The organism is Streptomyces incanus, from assembly GCF_042656345.1.
GTDB lineage: Bacteria > Actinomycetota > Actinomycetes > Streptomycetales > Streptomycetaceae > Streptomyces > Streptomyces incanus.
This window is the reverse complement of the sequence record NZ_JBHSPC010000001.1, coordinates 64,067-81,803: the sequence shown is the minus strand read 5'-3', so window position 1 is coordinate 81,803 and position 17,737 is coordinate 64,067. Positions and strand designations below refer to the sequence as shown.

Here is a 17,737-nt window from a genome sequence, read left to right as displayed (position 1 = left end):
TCCGGTCCGGGTCCCGGACCGGAGCCCCGGTGGTCACTCGACGAGCTTGCCCTCGGTGGAGACCTCCCGCATCAGGGAAGAGATCTCGTCGGGCACGGGCGGGACGCTCTCGCGGGTGACGCCCGTCGTCGAGGACCGGACGAGGTCGACCCGCGCGGCGAGGGGGGCGGCCTTGAGGCCGAAGGCGTGCGCGAGATCCTGGTGGCCGGCGATGTCGGGGTGGACGCCGATGTCCTCCATGCGCTTCTCGATCGCGGACGGCTCCGTCAGTCCCGTGCGCAGGTCCTCCTCGTCGCGCACCCCGCCCGCGTGCTCGGTCATGGCGTTGCGGATGGCGCGCTGGAGGGCGCGGACGTTCTCCGGACCGTCCGCGGCGAGCAGGCCGGCGACCTCCGCGCGAGCCTCGGCCTCGGCGTCCGCCGACCGCGGCTGCGCGGTCAGGCCCTGTGAGGGGGCGGCGGCCGCCGTGGCCGGTGATCCGGCCGTACACCAGCAGCTTGATGAGGCTGTTGCCGCTCCGGCCCCGACCGGGCCGGAGCGGGCGGACATCCGTCAGCCGAACTGGCCGGGCTGGTAGTCGCCGGCGGGCTGCCGGTTGATGACGTTGATGCGGTTGTAGGTGTTGATGACCGAGATGAGGGAAATGAGCGCGACGAGTTGGTCCTCGTCGTAGTGCTTGGCCGCGTCGGCCCATGCCTCGTCGGTGACGCCGCCGGCGGCGTCGGCGATACGGGTGCCCTGTTCGGCGAGTTCGAGTGCGGCGCGTTCGGCCTCGGTGAAGACGGTGGCCTCGCGCCAGGCGGCGACGAGGTGGAGGCGCTGGGCGGTCTCGCCGGCGTGGGCGGCGTCCTTGGTGTGCATGTCGGTGCAGAAGCCGCAGCCGTTGATCTGACTGGCGCGGATCTTCACCAGTTCCTGGGTGGCGTGCGGCAGGCCCGATTCGGACGCCGCCTTGCCCGCCGAGGTGATGTGCCTCAGCACCTTGGCGCCGAGCGCGTTGCCGGAGAAGTCGAGACGGGCATCCATGGTGATCTCCTGGGTCGCGATTGCGGTGATGTACTTCTGACGGGACAGCCCGCCGAGGTGTGACAGGACCCGGGGTGTGACGAACGTCTCTCTGTCGGAGAGGCGCGCGAGAAGCGGGCCGGCGGGGATGCGGCGGGGCCGCGGAGGCGTCGTTCGGGAAGTGGCGAACGAGCGATAACCTGGCCGTATGCAGGACCACGCCTCCTCACCCGCCGAGAGCGGCGCCACCCTGCCGTGTGCCCTGGGCGCGCTCGGTGACCCGACGCGGCTCGGCACCGTCCGGGGGCTGTACGGCGGTGAGGAACGCGGAGGGGGCCGGCTTCGCGCCCCTGTCGCCAAGTCGGCCCTCGGCCATCACCTCAAGGTGCCGCGCGAGGCGGGGATCACGCGGAACCGGCAGGAGGGCACACGCTGCTTCGTCGCCCTGCGCCGCGACAGCCTCGACGCCCGGTTCCCGGGACTGCTGTCGGCGGCCGTCGCCGAGCACGTCGGCGGGCATGTCACCGAGACCCGCGACGAGGACTGACACCCGGCCCGGGTACGGGAACAATGAGGGGACTGGAAGCCCGGACGGGGGAGCGGAGCGTCGGTGAGCGAGCGTCAGGAATGCGACTGGACGGACATGACGCCAGGAGATTTTGACCGGGACGCTCCGCTGTGCCTGAACGTGGGCACCGGACCCGTCGTGGTCCCGGCGGAACCCGACGCGTACGGCACGGTGCCCCTGTTCGGCGAGGAGGCGGTGGCCCGGCGCCCCGGCCCGCGCCGCCCCCCGCGCGGCGGCACGCCCGCCGAGCAGGAGCACCTGTTCTGACCCGGCCCGGTGCACCGCTGCCGGCGGTCAGCCGTTGCGCAGGGTGCGGGCGGGCAGCAGACCGAGGGCCTGTACCGGTGGAACCAGGCCGGCATCGCCCGGAAATGCTTCGACGGCGTGCTCCGGACGCTGCCCGTCGCGGTCGTCGGCCTGGCCGGCCTGCTGCCCGTCGCCCGCCGGGTCGACGGCCTCGCCCTCGGCGACGACGCGGCGCGCGGACTGGGCGTCCCGGTGCGGGCGACCCGCGTCACCGCCGTGGTGCCGGCGAGGCTACTCTCCGTGGCGGCCGTCACCCTCGCGGGCCCCGCCGGCTTCGTGGGCCTGATGGCCCCGCACGCGGCACGGGCCCTTGGAGGGCGCCGGCACCCCGGGCCCTCCCGGTCGCGGTGCTGCTCGGCGCCGTACCGGTGTGCACCGCCGGGCTGTTGGGTCGCACCGTGATCGCACCGGCCCAACCGGGCACCGGCCTCATGACGGCCGTCATCGGCACGCCGTACTTCCGGTACGTGCTCGTACGCAGTCGGCGGTAACGGAAGCGGGGTGCCGTCGGCCCCGTGGGGCGACCGACGGCACCCGGCCGGTCCGGGCGGGAACGGTCAGCCGAAGGCCCTGACCGCCTGGTAGTACGTCCACGCGGTGCTGTTGCAGGCGGTCTTCGTGGCCCCGGTGTAGCCGGTGCAGACGCGCTTCAGGTCTTCGTAGAAGGCGCTGTCGAGGCGTGCCTTGTTGGCGTCGAAGGAGCCGGCCGCCTTGTAGTTGCGGTAACCGAAGTCGTGGCGTGCGCAGGATGTCGCGAAGGGGAAGCCGAACGGGTTGTCGGGGGACGTGGAACAGTAGTCGGTGCTCCAGTTGAACCCGTAGGCGCTCCAGGCGGCCTGGTTGGAGCGCGCGGCGACCCACTGGTTGTAGCTCGACGCGCTGGTCTGCGTCCAGCCGGCGAGGACCTGCGCCTTGTCGGCGGGAGCGGCCTCGGCGGCTGTGGCGGTACCCAGGACACCGACGGCGGCGAGAGCCGACGTGGCCAGGGCAGTGGCGAACTTGCGGTGCATCCCATACCTCCACGAGGCTGTGACCCGACCACCGGGCCACAGGTTCATGACAAGAAGATGCCCGTGCCGTCCACGCGTTCACACCATGACCGGCTCAACAATTCGTTGACGTCCGGGGTGATCGGGTGTCGTGATCGTGTTGCTCAGGCCAACTCCCCACCCAGTGGCGGGTGCTGACGGAAGCACACCGAGGCGGTGCGGCCGCAGGCGCGGGCGGGTGGCTGAGGCGGCCCGGTCCGGTTCAACTCGCCCTGCCCGCGATCGACTCACTCCGTTCACGCTCAACTCGCCCTTTCTGTAGGCGCGTTGCTGTGCGAGACTCATTGATCGTCAAGTCCGTGATCCATCGTGGGACGGAGTTCGTCATGCCGGCCGGCAGGTCCAGTCATCCGCAGATCGACACCAGCAGGGCGCACCCCGCGCGGGTCTACGACTGGTTGCTCGGCGGGAAGGACAATTACCCCGTGGACGAGGCCGTCGGTGAGAAGCTGCCGCCCCAGGCGCGGGACGCCGCCCGGCAGAACCGCCGATTCATGCACCGGGCCGCGGCCTGGCTCGCCGGGCAGGGCGTCGACCAGTTCCTCGATGTCGGAACCGGCATCCCCACCGAGCCGAACCTGCACCAGATCGTGCAGGCCGTCGTCCCGGCCGCGAAGGTCGTCTACACCGACAACGACCCCATCGTTCTGCGGCATGCGGAAGCCCTGCTGATCAGCAGTCCCGAGGGTGCCACGGACTACTTCCAGGCCGATGTGCGCGATCCCGGGGAGATCGTCGACCACGCCCGGACCGTCCTCGACTTCGGCCGTCCGGTCGCGTTGTCCCTGATCGCCCTCCTGCACTTCATCCCCGACGACCAGGAACCCCGCGCCATTGTCGGCGAGTTGCTCTCCGCACTTCCACGGGGCAGCTACCTGGTGCTGTCGCACGTGACGTCCGACCTCCACGCGGAACTGGCCGCCCAGGTCACCGCCGAGTACGCCCGTGCCGGCATCCGCCTAGGCTTCCGCACCCGCCCCGAAGTCGCCCGCTTCTTCGACGGCCTGGACCTGGTGGAGCCGGGTCTGGTCACCGCCACGGAGTGGTTCCAAGGGACCCCGGCCCCGGCACCCGAGGACAGCGGCATCTACGCGGGCGTCGCCCGGCTCCGCTGACCCCCGCCCGGCCCCGCGCCGGACCCGCCGTGCCCGCCCGAGGACCTCTTTCGGGCGGGCAGGACGCCAACGGTCCTCCCGCAGGGCCGAAACCCCGGCTCCCGTCACCCCAGCGGCACCGTCACCTCGCCCGCTCCCCGGGCCTTCGGCCCGCCCGCGACACGCACCGTGAACGGCCGCCCGGTGCCCGAGGCGGTGACCCGCAGGATGTCGCCGTCGCGCACGACCCGGAAGGACGCGGCCCGCGCGCCCGTCGTGTCGGGCACGCTGACCTCGGCCTCGTAGCGGGGCGAGGCGGGCGGGTGGACGAGCAGGACCGGCGCGTCCAGCCAGTCGCCGTCCGGCCGCGCCTCGTCGGCGGCCAGTGGCAGTACGGCGCACTCCCGGACGTACAGCGGGAGGCTGTCGTAGCCGTGCCGCTCGGTGCGCCAGCGCGGGCCGGTGACCCTCTCGCCGCTCAGCAGGTGGGTCCAGGTGCCCTCCGGCAGGTAGACCTCCACCTCGCCGCCGGTGTCGAAGACGGGGGCGACGAGCAGGTCCGGGCCCAGCATGTACTGGCGGTCCAGCTGACGGCACGACGGGTCGTCCGGGAACTCCAGCACCATCGGCCGCATCATCGGCACCCCGGTGTCGTGCGCCTCGACGGCTGCGCCGTACAGGTAGGGCATCAGCCGGTGCTTGAGCAGGGTGAACCGCCGGGCGACGTCCACCGCCTCGTCGCCGAACTCCCACGGCACCCGGTACGACGTGGAACCGTGCAGCCGGCTGTGCGAGGACAGCAGGCCGAAGGCGAGCCAGCGCTTGAAGACCGAGGGGTCCGGCGTGCCCTCGAAACCGCCGATGTCGTGGCTCCAGAAACCGAACCCGCTCAGCGACAGCGACAGACCGCCCCGCAGCGACTCGGCCATCGCTTCGAAGGACGACCAGCAGTCGCCGCCCCAGTGCACCGGGTACTGCTGCCCGCCGACGGTCGCGGACCGGGCGAAGAGCACGGCCTCGCCCTGCCCGCGCTCCTTCTCGAGCAGCTCGAACACCGTCCGGTTGTAGAGCTGCGTGTAGTAGTTGTGCATCCGCTCGGGGTCCGAGCCGTCGTGCCAGACCACGTCGGTGGGGATGCGCTCGCCGAAGTCCGTCTTGAAACAGTCCACGCCCTGGTCGAGCAGGGGCTTCAGCTTCGACTGGAACCAGGACCGCGCCTCGGGACTGGTGAAGTCGACCAGGCCCATGCCGGCCTGCCACAGGTCCCACTGCCACACGTCGCCGTCGGCCCGGCGCACCAGGTGCCCGAGGGCGGCGGCCTCGTCGAAGAGCGGCGACTTCTGGGCGATGTACGGGTTGATCCAGGCACTGATCCGCAGGCCCTTCTCCTTGAGCCGGGCCAGCATGCCGTCCGGGTCCGGGAAGACCTCGGGATCCCACTGGAAGTCGCACCACTGGTACTCGCGCATCCAGAAGCAGTCGAAGTGGAACACCGTGAGCGGGATGCCGCGGTCGGCCATGCCGTCCACGAACGACGTCACCGTCTCCTCGTCGTACGACGTGGTGAACGAGGTGCTGAGCCACAGGCCGAACGACCAGGCCGGCGGCAGGGCGGGACGGCCGGTGAGGGCCGTGTAACGGGTGAGGACGTCCTTCGGGGTGGGGCCGGCGACGACGTAGTACTCCAGCGACTGGTCCTCGACGCTGAACTGCACCTGGCCGACCGACTCCGAGCCGACCTCGAAGGACACCGCACCGGGGTGGTTGACGAAGACGCCGTAACCGCGGGACGACAGGTAGAACGGGATGTTCTTGTAGGACTGCTCGCTGCTGGTGCCCCCGTCGGCCTGCCACACGTCGACCGTCTGGCCGTTCTTGACGAACGGGGTGAAGCGCTCGCCGAGGCCGTAGACCTGTTCCCCGACACCCAGTGCCAGCCGGGTCAGCATGTGGTGCTGCGCCCCGTGGCCGGTGGTGACGAAGGCGGTGTTCCTGGCGTCCGAACGGGTCAGCTCGCGCCCGTCCGCGTCGTGGAAGGCGAGTGCGAAGGGGCCGGACCCGTCGAGGCGGAGCGTCAGCGGTCCGCTGGTCAGCTCGGTGACCGGGCCGTCCTGGCGTACCGTCCCGGCGCCGTCGGCGTCGCCGGCCAGGGCGAAGTCGGGCCCCGGCCGTCGCTTGCCCGCGTGATGGGTGACGCGGACACCGATCACACCCTCGGCGGGGGAGAAGCACTCGACCGTGACGAGCGGCGCGTTGAGGGTGTCGCCCCTCCGTGCCACCTTCCGTACGGAGGCGTAGGTGGTGAAGCGCTTCGATTCCGGGCGCACCTCGCGTACCTCGGTGGCGTACGAGATCTGGACGCCGTCGCGGATGCGCCAGAAGCCGTCGGTGAACTTCATGATCTTCCTCGATGGGGGAGGGGGCGATGGCGGGAGGAAAGCGGTATTTGACCAGGAACTATGACAGGTTCAAGGGTTTCTGTCACGCCCTGGTGCGGGGAGATCGCGCTGTCGGGGGGCTAGCGCGACCGGCGCCCGGTGACGTATTAGTAATCAGGCAAAACAAATTGCACCCGACCTCAGGGCCGAGTTTCCCACGAGCGGGGTCGACTAATCGTCGAAGCGCTTCACCAGCTCGGATCCACCCTCGGCCACACCCTTCCCACGAGCCGCCCGGCCCGGCGGAACGCCGAGCCGGGCCCACCCAGGGGCACCCACCGTGACAGCACATCCTCCGGTCGCCGCACAGCGTGGTCGGCACCGTCCGCGCAGAGCCGTCACGTCCTTCGCCGCCGTCGCCGTCCTGGTCGCCGGGGCGGCGCTCACCGGCTGCGCACAGCAACGGGACAGTGACGTGTACACCGTGATGAACTCCTCGACCGACGAGTCCTACCACCGCTGGGACGCCGAGGCGATGGCCCGCTGCGGCAAGCAGCTCGGCATCCGCATCGAGCAGCAGAGCGTCCCTGCCGCGCAGGTGATGACGAAGGCGCTGCGCATGGCCTCGTCGAAGTCGCTGCCGGACATCGTGCAGTTCGACGCCTCCGAGATGCCGACCTTCGCCGAGGCGGGCGGACTCGTCGACCTGCGCGCCCTCGGCCTCGAAACCGACGCCGTCCCCGAGGGCATCGTCGGGTTCGGTTCCTACCAGGGCACGTACTACGGCGCGGCCCGGTCCGTGAACACCCTCGCCCTCTTCTACAACAAGGACATCCTGGACCGGGCCGGCCTGGAGGCCCCCGCCACCTGGGACGAGCTGCGCGACACGGCGAAGCGGCTCACCGAGGGCAAGCGCTACGGCCTGGCGCTCAGCGCGGGCGGCGCCGAGGACGGCGTCTTCCAGTTCACGCCCTTCATGTGGTCCAACGGCGGCGACGAGACCGAGCTGGACAGCCCGCAGGTCGTCGAGGCGCTCGACTACTGGAAGGCGCTGCTCCAGGACGGTTCGCTGTCCAAGTCCACCGTCAACTGGACCCAGGCCGACGTCAACGACCAGTTCATGGCCGGCAACGCCGCCATGATGATCAACGGCCCATGGCAGGTCGAGACCCTCAACACCGACGAGTCCCTGCACTGGGGCATCGCCCAGATCCCCGTCCCGCAGGCCGGCGACGCCTCGGTGGGACCGCTCGGCGGCGCGGTGCTCACCGTGCCGAAAACCGGTGACGAGGACCGCGAGAGGACGGCCGGCCGCATCGTCGCCTGCCTCGCCGGCGAGAAGGAACAGCTCACCTACGCCCTGAACAGCTGGATGGTCCCGGCCCACGAGAAGGCCGCCGCCGCCTGGCGCGACCGCGTGCCCGAACTCGACGCGCTGGCCGACCAGGTAGCCGAGGCCCGCTCCCGCACCGGCAAGCTCGGCGCCGGCTGGTCCTCCGCGTCCCTCGCGCTGCAGAGCGCCTTCCAGTCCGCCCTGACCGGCCAGTCCAGCGAGGCCGCCCTGAAGCGCGCTCAGCAGCGGGCCACGAGCGGGAACCGAGGTACGCGCCCATGACCACCGTCACCGACACCGCCGCGGCCTCCACGCCGGCGCTCGGGAAGGCGGCCGCCCCGGACCCGGCCCGGCTGCGCCGCCGTCGCCGGCTCGCCCGGTGGGGCTTCGTCGTCCCCGCCGTCGTCTTCATGCTGCTGTTCTTCGGCTATCCGCTCGTCCGCAACGTCGTGATGAGCTTCCAGCACTACACACCGAAGACGTTCTTCACCGGAGAAGCGCCCTTCAACGGCACCGACAACTGGTCGGCCGTCCTCCAGGACGCCCTCTTCGGCAAGGCGCTGTGGCACACCCTCGTCTTCACCGCCGGCTCCCTGCTCGGCCAGTTCTGCATCGGGCTCGCGCTCGCCGTCTTCTTCAGCCGCAGGTTCCCCCTCGGCGGCGTCCTGCGGTCCCTGATCCTGCTGCCCTGGCTGGTTCCCATGGTGGTGTCCGGCATCGTCTGGCGCCGCATCCTCGACCAGGACACCGGCGTACTCAACACCTTCCTGGGCACCATCGGCCTCAGCGGCGACACCCCGTGGCTGACCAGCCCCGACATGGCCCTGCTGTCGGTGGTCCTCGTCAACATCTGGATCGGCATCCCGTTCAACACGGTCATCCTGTACGGAGGCCTCCAGGAGATCCCGAAGGAGCTGTACGAGGCGGCCTCCCTGGACGGCGCCTCGGCCTGGCGCACCTTCCGCTCCGTCACCCTGCCCGTGCTGAGACCGGTGATCACGGTCGTCCTCGTCCTCGGCTTCATGTCGACGGTGAAGATCCTCGACCTCATCCTCGCCCTCACCGACGGCGGCCCCGCCGACGCCACCCAGACGCTGGGCACGCTCACCTACCAGAACTCCTTCGTCCAACTCGACTTCGGAGCGGGCGCCGTCGTCGGCAACGTCCTCATCCTCATCTCCGCGGCGTTCGCCGTGTTCTACCTGCGGGCCAACCGCACCGACGGGAAGTGACCGACATGGCCGCTCACACACTTGCCCCCGCCGCACCCCGCGCACGGGGCCGCCGCCTGGGCTCCACCGTGGCGGGCCTGCTCGTCCTGGGCGTCATGCTCTTCCCGCTCTACTGGATGCTCAACACGGCACTCCAGCCCGAGTCCGGACTGCTCCAGGTCGACCCGGTTCCCGCCGGCCTGGACCTGTCCGGATTCTCGAAGGCCATCAGCGACCAGGGCGGACACCTGCTCACCTCCCTGGTCGTCTCCCTCGGAGCCGTCGCCATCTGCCTCACCGTCTCCGCGCCCGCCGCCTACGGGTTGGCCCGCTTCGGGCTGCGTGGCACCCGCACCATCGTGTTCGGCACCCTCATCACCCAGATGGTGCCGGGCATCGTCATCGCCAACGCGCTCTACGACTCCTACGTCGACCTGGGCCTGGTCAACTCCCACTTTGGCCTGATGCTCGCGGACGCCTCGCTCGGCATCCCCTTCTCCATCGTGCTGATGCGCGCCTTCATGGTGTCCATCCCGGGCGAGGTCGTCGAGGCCGCGCAGATCGACGGCGCCGGCCCGCTGCGCACCTTCGTCCGCGTGGTGCTGCCGATGAGCCGCAACGCCCTGATCACCTCGGGCCTGTTCGCCTTCCTGTTCGCGTGGAGCGACTTCATGTTCGCGCTCACCCTGAACACCACCGACGACGTCAAACCGATCACCCTGGGTATCTATCAGTACATCGGCGCCCACGTCGGCGACTGGGGTTCGGTCATGGCCGCATCCGTGCTCTCCGCCGTGCCCGCGGCGATCCTGCTCGTCCTCGCCCAGAAGTACATCGCCGCCGGTATCGCCGGAGGCTCCGTCAAGTGACCACCGCACGCCCCGAGGAGGGCCCCAGCACCGTCACCGACGCCCCGTACCGCGAGAGCGACCCCGCCCGGCGCGTGGCCACCGACAACCGGTACGAGGAGGCCCCGACACCCGACGTCCGTCACACCGCGACGGGCCGGCCGGTGGTGCCCCACACCCTCACCGACCTGCTGGTGGACCTCAAGGAGCAGTACGGGGCCGCGCTGCCGCCCCTCCACATCACCGAGAACGGCTCCGCCGAGGACGACCCGGTCGCCGACGGCGTCGTCCACGCCCCCGACCGCGTGGCCTGCCTGCGCGACCACCTCACCGCCCTGCGCGCCGCCATCGACCGGGGCGTCGACGTACGCGACTACTACGTCTGGCCCCTGCTCGACAACTTCGAGTGGGCCCACGGCTACGGCAAGCGCTTCGGCATCGTCCGCGTCGACTACGACAGCCGGCGGCGCATCCCGAAGGGCAGCTACCACTGGTACCGGCGGATGATCGCCGCACAGCACCCCTGACGGGCGACGGGCACCGGGGCCGTCCCGTCGGCGAGAGCCCTCGCGGGCTCCCGGTGCCGCGGTCAGTCCGACTGTGCCGGGCCGCCTGCCCCGGTTCCGGGCACCATACGGAACTCCACGTCGACGACGCCGTCGACATTGCGGCACAGCTCCTCGAGCTTCCGGGCCGTCGCGGGGGAGGACAGCTGCCCGGTGAGCCTGACGTGACCGTGCGTCACGTCGACCTCCACCGCCGAGGGCGCCTCGCCCAGCGCCCGCACCAGCACGTCCTCGACGATCTCCGTACGGATCGCCCGATCCTCGCGTACGAAGACGCGCAGCAGGTCGCTCCTGCTCACCACACCCCTCAGCCGCCCCGCCGAATCGACCACCAGCAGCCGCTTGATCCCGTGCTGCGCCATCACCCGGGCGGCGTCCACCACGCTCCAGTCCTCGGCGGCACACAGCGCGGGCGACGTCATCAGTCCGGCGGCGTCGGTGGCCCACGCCTTCTCCGGCTGGGGCACCACGCCCGGGCCACCGGCATCGCCCTCCTGCCGGCCCCACATCTTGTGCAGCAGATCCGCCTCGGACACCACGCCCACCGGGCGGTCGTCGGCGTCCACGACGGGAACGGCTGTGATGTCGTACTCGAGCAGCAGGTGCGCGATCTCCTTGAACGGCGTCGCGCCCTGGATCCGGACGACCGCGCCGCTCATCACGTCGCGCACCTTCTGGTGGCTCATCGTGGTGGTTCCTCTCTGCTGCCGGCGCAAGACCGATGGAGGGACGACCCATGTGCGCCTGAGGCCGTCACCAACATCATTGTCGGTCGGGACGCGTGAGCGGAGAAATGACGGAGGCCCGCGACGGCAGTACCGCCGACGGAAAGGGGCCACGGCCACCGATCGGCACCCACTCGGCATGAGGCATGAGGCATGAGGCATGAGGAGCGGGTGCCGAGCGGTGCGGTCAGCAGATCCGCGGGAGCTGTTCCCCCATCGGCATGTCCACCACGCGCGTGCCGCCGAGTCCGGTCCGCGCGACGACCATGCCCGGATGGTCCGTGACCGCCTCACCGATGATCGCGGCCTCACCACCGAGGGGGTGTGCCTTCATCGCGGCCAGGACCGCGTCGGCGTGCTCCCGGGGCACGAAGGCGACGAGCTTGCCCTCGTTGGCCACGTACATCGGGTCGAGCCCCAGCATGGCGCAGGCACCGGCCACGGGCTGCGGCACCGGGACGGCGCGTTCCTGGACGACGACCCCGCACCCCGAGGCCGCGGCGATCTCGTTGAGCGAGGCGGCCAGGCCGCCGCGGGTCGGATCGCGCAGCACATGCAGATCGGAGGTGACGGACAGCATCGCGTCGACGAGCCCGCCGAGCGCCGCGCAGTCGCTCTCGATCCCGACCTCGAACCGCAGGTTCTCGCGCTCGCTCATGATGGCCACGCCATGGAGGCCGATGGCGCCGCTGACCACGACGACATCGCCGGGAGCCACCCGCTCCGGGCGCAGGTCGACCCCCGCGGGGATCAGACCGATGCCCGAGGTGTTGATGTAGATCCCGTCGCCGTGCCCGGCCTCCACCACCTTGGTGTCGCCCGTGACCACGCGCACTCCGGCCGTCCGGGCGGCGGCACCGAGCGCCTGGGCCACGCGGGAGACGGTGTCGAGTTCGACCCCCTCCTCCAGGATCAGGCCGCACGACAGGTAGGCCGCACGGGCCCCGCTCATGGCCAGGTCGTTGACGGTGCCGTTGACGGCGAGGTCACCGATGCTCCCCCCGGGGAAGAACAACGGCCGGACGACGAAGGAGTCGGTGGAGAACGCGAGCCGCGTACCGTCGAGTTCGATCACGGCGGAGTCGGTCAGCGCGGCCGGCACGAGCCCGCCGAGTCCCGGAAGGACGACCTGCTCGATCAACTCGGCGGACATGGCGCCGCCCCCGCCGTGGCCCATCACCACGCGCGGCCGGTCGCGCAACGGCGCCGGGCAGGTCCAGGAGAGCAGGTCCGGGCGTGCGGTGGTGTCAGACAACGGAACTGTCCTCCCGACTCGGGACCGTCACGGTCGCCGCGCCGCCGGTCGCCGCGCCGCCGGTCGCCGCGCCGCCGGTCGCCGCGCCGCCGGCCGGCGTCTGGCGGGAGTCCGGGCGGGAGCCGGGACGGGCCGGCAGGTCCAGCCGCCGGTACAGGTAGTACGCGGCGCAGGCACCCTCACTGGAGACCATGGTGGCGCCGAGCGGCGTGCGCGGGGTGCACGTCATCCCGAACGCCTCGCACTCGTGCGGCTTCAGCAACCCCTGGAGCACCTCTCCGCTGCGGCACTCGGCCGGTTCGAGCGTGGCGATGTCCCCGACCTGGAAGCGGTGCTCGGCGTCGTGGTCCCGGTAGCGCGCCGACAGGCGCCAGCCGCTGTCCGGGATGACCCCGATACCGCGCCAGGCGCGATCGGCGACCTCGAAGACGTCGTCCAGCATGGCCCGCGCGGCGGGGTTGCCCCCGGACGGGACCGCCCGCGGGTAGGCGTTGTCGACCGTGTGCTCCCCACGTTCCAACTGCCGCACGGTCCGCCGTACGCCTTCCAGGACGTCCAGCGGCTCGAACCCGGTCACCACGATGGGCACCCGGAACCGCTCGGCGAGCGCCGGATACTCGGCCGTTCCCATCACGCTGCACACATGTCCGGCCGCCAGGAACGCCTGCACCCGGCAGTCCGGCGACTGCATGATCGCCTCGATCGCGGGCGGGACCCGGACGTGCGAGACGAGCAGGCTGAAGTTGCGGATGCCGCGCTTGCGCGCCTGATGCACCGTCATCGCGTTGGGCGGTGCCGTGGTCTCGAAGCCGATGCCGAAGAACACGACCTCCCGGTCCGGGTTCTCCTCCGCGAGCCGGAGCGCGTCGAGCGGGGAGTACACGACGCGCACGTCACCGCCTTCGGCCCGGACCTGGAACAGGTCACGACCCGTGCCCGGGACTCGGAGCATGTCGCCGAAGGAGCAGAAGATCACCTCCGGCCGCGAGGCGATCGCCAGCGCCTTGTCGATCATCTCCAGCGGCGTCACACACACCGGGCAACCCGGTCCGTGGATCAACTCCACTTCATCGGGCAACAGTTGGTCGATGCCATGCCGGATGATGCTGTGGGTCTGGCCGCCGCACACCTCCATCAGCGCCCACGGCCTGGTCACCGTCGCTCTGATGTCGTCGAGCAGTCGCGCCGCCAGTTCGGGGTTCTGGAACTCGTCGATGTACTTCATCGCTGCACCTCCCGGCCGAGGCCGTCACCGCCGCCGGCCTGGGCGGCCTGCTCCCATGGATCGCCGAACTCCTCCTGCAGCATGCCGAGGTTCTCGAACAGCTCCAGGGTCCGGTGGGCCGACTCCTCGTCCAGCCGCTGCAGGGCGAAGCCGACATGGACGATGGCGTACTCGCCGACCCGCAGGTCGGGCAGGTACTCCAGGCACACCTCCTTGACCACTCCGCCGAAGTCGACGGTGGCCATCCGGGTGCCGTCCCGTTCCTCGACGCTCAGCACTCTGCCGGGGACCGCCAGGCACATACGTATCTCCTCACTTGTCGTGGCTCGTGGCTCGTGGTTCAGGGCTCGTGGTTCGGGGCTCGCGCCCGTCACCCGGCCCCGGCTCGCGCCCGGGCGCCCACCACCATCTGTCCGAGAGCCAGTCCGCCGTCGTTCGGCGGGACTTCGCGGTGGCGCAGCACGGTGAAACCGTCCGCGCGCAGGTCGCGGGCGCAGGCCGAGGAGAGCAGCGTGTTGGAGAACACGCCGCCGGTCAGCGCAACCGTCCGCAGACCGGTGGCCCCGCCGGCCGCGGCACACACCGTCCGTACCAGGCGGGCGACGGCGAGATGGAAGCGAGCGGCGATCACGCCCACGGGCACGCCCCGCCGTACGTCCTCGACGACCGCGGCCAGCAGGGGCCCCGGGTCGGCGGTGAGCGGCGCGGAACCCGGCTCCGGACGCCCCTCCAGGCGGAAGACGTAGCGCGGGTCGTCGGCCACGTCACCGGCGGCCACCGCCGCCGCCTCCAGTTCGATCGCCGCCTGCGCCTCGTATCCCGCGTGCTGGCAGACCCCCGCCAACGACGCGACGGCGTCGAAGAGCCGGCCCATGCTGGACGTCGGCACACAGTTCAGTCCTTGCGCCAACTGGGCACCCAAGACAGTAAGTTCAGCGGGCGGGCAGGCGAGCGTACACGGCAGGTCGGCGGCGGCGATGCCCGCCGCGTACAGATGCGCCAGGGCCATGCGGTACGGCCGCCGCACCGCCGCGTCGCCGCCGGGCAGCGGCACGTAGGCCAGATGCGCGAACCGCTGGAACCCGTCGTAGTCCGCGACCAGGAACTCACCGCCCCACACAGCACCGTCGTCCCCGTACCCGGTGCCGTCGTAGGCCACCCCGATCACCCGGTCACCGGCCGCCACACCGCGCTCGGCCAGTACGGCGGCGATGTGCGCGTGATGGTGCTGAACCCGGACCACCGGGCGGCCCTCGGCGTGCCGCCGCGCCCACGCACCCGACCGGTATCCCGGGTGGCCGTCGGTGACCAGCACCGTCGGACGCACACCGGTCACCGACTCCAACTGCCGCTCGGCACGGCCGAACGCCCGCTGCGTGGCCAGGTCGTCCATGTCCCCGATATGGGCGGACAGCCAGGCCTTGGCGCCGTCCGCGAGGCAGAAGGCGTTCTTCAGATCGCCGCCGACGGCGAGCGCGGGGACCACCGGCACGGGCAGGGTGACCGGCAGCGGGGCATAGCCGCGTGAGCGACGCAGCACCAGCGGCTCGCCGTCACAGACGCGGACCACGGAGTCGTCGCACGGCACATGGATGGGGCGGTCGTGCGTGAGCCAGGCGTCGGCCAGACCGGCCAGCCGTTCCAGGGCGTCCTCGTCGTCCGTGACGATGGGTTCCCCCGACACGTTGCCACTCGTCATCACCAGCAGCCGCGGTGCACCCGCGGGCGCCGCCGCACCCGCGGTCCCCAGCAGCAGATGATGCACCGGGGTGTACGGCAGCATGATGCCGAGATCGGGGCTGCCCGGCGCGACGGCGTCGGCGGGAACGAGCGTGCGGGGTGCGCCCCGGGCGCCCGTGCGCCGGCGCATCAGGACGACGGGCCGCACCCGCCCGGTGAGCAACTCCCGTTCCGCGGCATTCATGTGCACCAGGTGCTCGATGTCCCGCACGTGCGCGGCCATCAGCGCGAACGGCTTGTCCCCACGGGCCTTGCGGCGGCGGAGTACGGCGACCGCCTCCGGCCGGGTGGCGTCACAGGCCAGGTGGTAGCCGCCGATGCCCTTGACGGCGAGGACGGATCCGGCGGCGAGCAGTGAGCGCGCCCCGGCGATGGGGTCGTCGCCGGGAGGCGTGGTGACACCGGGGCGCGTGACGAGCCGCAGGCAGGGACCACAGGACGGGCAGGCCACGGGCTGCGCGTGGAACCGCCGGTCGGCGGGATCGTGGTACTCGCGGGCGCAGTCGGGGCACAGGGGGAAGCGCGCCATCGTCGTGTGCTCACGGTCGTACGGCAGGCCGGTGACGATGGTGAAACGCGGTCCGCAGTGCGTACAGGTGACGAATGGGTGCCGGTGGCGCCGGTCGGCGGGGTCACCCAGCTCGGCGAGGCAGTCGTCGCAGGTCGCCGTGTCGGGCGAGACGAGCGTGCGGACCGGGCCGCCGGCACGGGACGGGACGATGCGGAACCCGCTGTCCTCGACGACGGGGATTCCGGTCGTCTCCACCGATTCCACCACTGCCAGTGGGGGAGCGTCGGGAAGAAGACGGGAGCAGAACAGGTCGACGGCCGCGGGCGGGCCCTCGACCTCCACCACCACACCGTCGCCGGTGTTGGTCACATGCCCGGTGAGCCGCAGATCCGTGGCCAGCCCGTACACGAAGGGCCGGAAGCCCACCCCCTGCACCACGCCCCGTACGACGACCCGGGCGCGCCGCGCGGTGGCCGCCACGCCGACGTGGGGGACGGTGCTCACGCCTGTGCCCGGGCCATCACCGGAGCGTGAACGGCCTGTCCCTCGGCCGCCGCGAGCGCCCGGTCGACCAGGACACCGGCTCCCTCGCCGGTGCGTACGGAGGTGAGTACCACGTCCACGCCGGGATTCACCCGCTCCACGTGGGCGCGGAAAGCGGCCTCGTCGAACTCGGCGGGCCCGGCGAGGTCGGACTTGGTGACGATCACCAGCTGGGCGAGGCCGAACGAGGTTGGGTACTTGAGTGGCTTGTCCTCCCCCTCGGTGACGGAGGCGAGGACGACGCGCAGCGACTCACCGAGGTCGTAGGAAGCCGGACAGACGAGATTGCCCACGTTCTCCACGAACAGCAGGCGGGTGCCCTCGGGCAGCCAGTCGTGCAGATGCCCGGCGAGCATGTCCGCCTCCAGATGGCACAGCCCGTCGGTGAGCACCTGCTTGACCGGGACGCCCGAACGGGCCAGGCGGGTGGCGTCGTTCTCGGTGGCGAGGTCCGCGGTGAGGGCCGCGGCCTTGATGCCGAGCTCCCGCGCCCGCAGCAGTTCACGCTCCAGCAGGGCCGTCTTGCCGCTGCCGGGGCTCGACATGAGGTTGACCACCGTCGCCCCTCGGGCCGACAGTTCGGTGCGCAGGATGCCTGCAGCCATGGTGTTCTTGGCGAGCACGGCCTGCCGGAGGTCGACTGTGCGGCACATCATCAGCTCTCCTCGTGAAGGGTTGCCGGGGTGGGGGCAGGTGCGGGGGAGGGGCCGGGGGGATCCGCGGCCCAGTGCACTTCGGTGATCCTCAGCTCGCGGCCCGACAGCAGTTCGGTGGCACCCCCGCGACAGGAGGCGCAGATCATGTCCGGGGGCATCCCGGTGTCCCAGGTCCGCCCGCACGGCGCGCACGACGCCCGGCCGGGAACGAACCCGGTGACGAGTTCGGCGCCCTGGAGAACCGTTTCGGAACAGGCGAGTTCGAAGCAGAAGGCGAGTGCGTCGGGGACGACGCCGGCGAGTTCGCCGATGTCGAGACGGACCCGGTGCACACCGCGCGCGGAGCGGGACCGTGCCGCCTGCTCGACCTGGTCCACGACCGACAGGGCGACGGACATCTCGTGCATCGCCTCTCCGTCCTGGGCCGGGGTCGTGTCGTACCGTCCAGTAGAGGGGGCTCGCGCCGCCCGTCCGACCGGCGCGCCGGGACGAGGCGGACGCATAGCTCTTTCGGGGCACGCAGGTTGGGCCGTCGAGCGGGCGTCCGGCGGGTCACATCCTGCGGATGCGCAGATAACGCCGGACGTCCGGCCAGACGTTCACGACGAGCGCTGTCAGTGCCGCTGCGGTGACGGTGGCTGTGGCACCGCCGATGAGACGTTTCTTCATGATGCTCTCCCAAGAGACGGAGGGGGTTCTCGCGACCGACGGGGCTCGGTCGTAC

Annotated in this window: 17 protein-coding genes and 3 pseudogenes; 8 read left to right on the top strand and 12 right to left on the bottom strand. The window is 71.3% G+C overall.

Translation table 11 applies throughout. The features are described from left to right. Positions 1 to 33: 33 nt before the first annotated feature. A pseudogene (locus tag ACFP2V_RS00395) lies at positions 34 to 514 on the bottom strand (succinate dehydrogenase); the annotation flags it as partial. A 38-nt stretch (positions 515 to 552) separates the two neighbouring features. Continuing rightward, complete coding sequence (locus tag ACFP2V_RS00390) at positions 553 to 1,026, bottom strand: carboxymuconolactone decarboxylase family protein (RefSeq protein ID WP_381204243.1); 474 nt, start codon at positions 1,024 to 1,026, stop codon at positions 553 to 555. A 187-nt stretch (positions 1,027 to 1,213) separates the two neighbouring features. Here ACFP2V_RS00390 and ACFP2V_RS00385 point away from each other — a divergent pair, with 187 nt between their 5' ends. The 3 genes and pseudogenes from ACFP2V_RS00385 to ACFP2V_RS00375 form a co-directional block, all read left to right on the top strand. After that, positions 1,214 to 1,552, top strand: a complete 339-nt coding sequence (locus ACFP2V_RS00385) for an ArsR/SmtB family transcription factor (RefSeq protein WP_381204242.1) — start codon at positions 1,214 to 1,216, stop codon at positions 1,550 to 1,552. Between the two features lie 63 nt (positions 1,553 to 1,615). Further along, positions 1,616 to 1,840 carry a hypothetical protein gene (locus tag ACFP2V_RS00380; protein WP_381204241.1) on the top strand — a complete coding sequence of 75 codons (225 nt, stop codon included), beginning with the start codon at positions 1,616 to 1,618 and terminating at the stop codon, positions 1,838 to 1,840. Positions 1,841 to 1,894: 54 nt separating this feature from the next. After that, positions 1,895 to 2,370, top strand: a pseudogene (locus tag ACFP2V_RS00375) (FecCD family ABC transporter permease); the annotation flags it as partial. A gap of 66 nt (positions 2,371 to 2,436) precedes the next feature. Here the strand turns inward: ACFP2V_RS00375 and ACFP2V_RS00370 are convergent. Further along, positions 2,437 to 2,889 (bottom strand): phospholipase, encoded by a 453-nt coding sequence (locus ACFP2V_RS00370; RefSeq protein WP_381204240.1) that lies wholly within the window; start codon positions 2,887 to 2,889, stop codon positions 2,437 to 2,439. Between the two features lie 365 nt (positions 2,890 to 3,254). Here ACFP2V_RS00370 and ACFP2V_RS00365 point away from each other — a divergent pair, with 365 nt between their 5' ends. Beyond that, positions 3,255 to 4,043, top strand: coding sequence for an SAM-dependent methyltransferase (locus tag ACFP2V_RS00365; protein ID WP_381204279.1), 789 nt, complete (start codon positions 3,255 to 3,257; stop codon positions 4,041 to 4,043). Between the two features lie 104 nt (positions 4,044 to 4,147). Here ACFP2V_RS00365 and yicI read toward each other — a convergent pair whose 3' ends face one another. After that, positions 4,148 to 6,421 (bottom strand): alpha-xylosidase, encoded by a 2,274-nt coding sequence (yicI, locus tag ACFP2V_RS00360; protein ID WP_381204239.1) that lies wholly within the window; start codon positions 6,419 to 6,421, stop codon positions 4,148 to 4,150. A gap of 319 nt (positions 6,422 to 6,740) precedes the next feature. On the opposite strand from yicI, the gene ACFP2V_RS00355 reads away from it, so the two are divergent. From ACFP2V_RS00355 to ACFP2V_RS00340, 4 genes and pseudogenes are all read left to right on the top strand, one after another. Beyond that, positions 6,741 to 8,015: an ABC transporter substrate-binding protein gene (locus ACFP2V_RS00355; RefSeq protein WP_381204238.1), complete on the top strand. Its 1,275-nt coding sequence runs from the start codon at positions 6,741 to 6,743 to the stop codon at positions 8,013 to 8,015. After that, positions 8,012 to 8,965: a carbohydrate ABC transporter permease gene (locus ACFP2V_RS00350; RefSeq protein WP_381204237.1), complete on the top strand. Its 954-nt coding sequence runs from the start codon at positions 8,012 to 8,014 to the stop codon at positions 8,963 to 8,965. The genes ACFP2V_RS00355 and ACFP2V_RS00350 overlap by 4 nt, the downstream gene beginning before the upstream one ends. Before the next feature lie 5 nt (positions 8,966 to 8,970). Further along, positions 8,971 to 9,813 carry a carbohydrate ABC transporter permease gene (locus ACFP2V_RS00345; RefSeq protein WP_381204236.1) on the top strand — a complete coding sequence of 281 codons (843 nt, stop codon included), beginning with the start codon at positions 8,971 to 8,973 and terminating at the stop codon, positions 9,811 to 9,813. Positions 9,814 to 9,836: 23 nt separating this feature from the next. Continuing rightward, positions 9,837 to 10,319 (top strand): annotated as a pseudogene (locus tag ACFP2V_RS00340) (family 1 glycosylhydrolase); the annotation flags it as partial. Between the two features lie 62 nt (positions 10,320 to 10,381). Here the strand turns inward: ACFP2V_RS00340 and ACFP2V_RS00335 are convergent. From ACFP2V_RS00335 to ACFP2V_RS00300, 8 genes are all read right to left on the bottom strand, one after another. Continuing rightward, positions 10,382 to 11,044, bottom strand: a complete 663-nt coding sequence (locus ACFP2V_RS00335) for a CBS domain-containing protein (RefSeq protein WP_381204235.1) — start codon at positions 11,042 to 11,044, stop codon at positions 10,382 to 10,384. A gap of 226 nt (positions 11,045 to 11,270) precedes the next feature. Then, entirely contained in the window at positions 11,271 to 12,338 is a 1,068-nt protein-coding gene (gene hypE, locus ACFP2V_RS00330; protein WP_381204234.1) for a hydrogenase expression/formation protein HypE, read from the bottom strand. After that, positions 12,331 to 13,563 carry a hydrogenase formation protein HypD gene (gene hypD / locus ACFP2V_RS00325; protein WP_381204233.1) on the bottom strand — a complete coding sequence of 411 codons (1,233 nt, stop codon included), beginning with the start codon at positions 13,561 to 13,563 and terminating at the stop codon, positions 12,331 to 12,333. Before hypD ends, hypE begins: the two co-directional genes overlap by 8 nt. After that, positions 13,560 to 13,865 (bottom strand): HypC/HybG/HupF family hydrogenase formation chaperone, encoded by a 306-nt coding sequence (locus tag ACFP2V_RS00320; protein ID WP_381204232.1) that lies wholly within the window; start codon positions 13,863 to 13,865, stop codon positions 13,560 to 13,562. Before ACFP2V_RS00320 ends, hypD begins: the two co-directional genes overlap by 4 nt. Before the next feature lie 68 nt (positions 13,866 to 13,933). Then, complete coding sequence (gene hypF / locus ACFP2V_RS00315; RefSeq protein WP_381204231.1) at positions 13,934 to 16,318, bottom strand: carbamoyltransferase HypF; 2,385 nt, start codon at positions 16,316 to 16,318, stop codon at positions 13,934 to 13,936. Further along, complete coding sequence (hypB, locus tag ACFP2V_RS00310; protein ID WP_381204278.1) at positions 16,315 to 17,010, bottom strand: hydrogenase nickel incorporation protein HypB; 696 nt, start codon at positions 17,008 to 17,010, stop codon at positions 16,315 to 16,317. The genes hypF and hypB overlap by 4 nt, the downstream gene beginning before the upstream one ends. Before the next feature lie 2 nt (positions 17,011 to 17,012). Further along, positions 17,013 to 17,420: a hydrogenase maturation nickel metallochaperone HypA/HybF gene (locus tag ACFP2V_RS00305; protein ID WP_381204230.1), complete on the bottom strand. Its 408-nt coding sequence runs from the start codon at positions 17,418 to 17,420 to the stop codon at positions 17,013 to 17,015. A gap of 145 nt (positions 17,421 to 17,565) precedes the next feature. After that, positions 17,566 to 17,682 (bottom strand): DUF6893 family small protein, encoded by a 117-nt coding sequence (locus tag ACFP2V_RS00300; RefSeq protein WP_381204229.1) that lies wholly within the window; start codon positions 17,680 to 17,682, stop codon positions 17,566 to 17,568. Between the last annotated feature and the right edge of the window lie 55 nt (positions 17,683 to 17,737).

Coding starts and splice junctions, on each gene's coding strand:
- ACFP2V_RS00390 (WP_381204243.1), bottom strand. CDS start 1,026: ATGGATGCCCGTCTCGACTTCTCCGGCAACGCGCTCGGCGCCAAGGTG.
- ACFP2V_RS00385 (WP_381204242.1), top strand. CDS start 1,214: ATGCAGGACCACGCCTCCTCACCCGCCGAGAGCGGCGCCACCCTGCCG.
- ACFP2V_RS00370 (WP_381204240.1), bottom strand. CDS start 2,889: ATGCACCGCAAGTTCGCCACTGCCCTGGCCACGTCGGCTCTCGCCGCC.
- ACFP2V_RS00365 (WP_381204279.1), top strand. CDS start 3,255: ATGCCGGCCGGCAGGTCCAGTCATCCGCAGATCGACACCAGCAGGGCG.
- yicI (WP_381204239.1), bottom strand. CDS start 6,421: ATGAAGTTCACCGACGGCTTCTGGCGCATCCGCGACGGCGTCCAGATC.
- ACFP2V_RS00350 (WP_381204237.1), top strand. CDS start 8,012: ATGACCACCGTCACCGACACCGCCGCGGCCTCCACGCCGGCGCTCGGG.
- ACFP2V_RS00345 (WP_381204236.1), top strand. CDS start 8,971: ATGGCCGCTCACACACTTGCCCCCGCCGCACCCCGCGCACGGGGCCGC.
- ACFP2V_RS00335 (WP_381204235.1), bottom strand. CDS start 11,044: ATGAGCCACCAGAAGGTGCGCGACGTGATGAGCGGCGCGGTCGTCCGG.
- hypD (WP_381204233.1), bottom strand. CDS start 13,563: ATGAAGTACATCGACGAGTTCCAGAACCCCGAACTGGCGGCGCGACTG.
- ACFP2V_RS00320 (WP_381204232.1), bottom strand. CDS start 13,865: ATGTGCCTGGCGGTCCCCGGCAGAGTGCTGAGCGTCGAGGAACGGGAC.
- hypB (WP_381204278.1), bottom strand. CDS start 17,010: ATGTGCCGCACAGTCGACCTCCGGCAGGCCGTGCTCGCCAAGAACACC.
- ACFP2V_RS00305 (WP_381204230.1), bottom strand. CDS start 17,420: ATGCACGAGATGTCCGTCGCCCTGTCGGTCGTGGACCAGGTCGAGCAG.
- ACFP2V_RS00300 (WP_381204229.1), bottom strand. CDS start 17,682: ATGAAGAAACGTCTCATCGGCGGTGCCACAGCCACCGTCACCGCAGCG.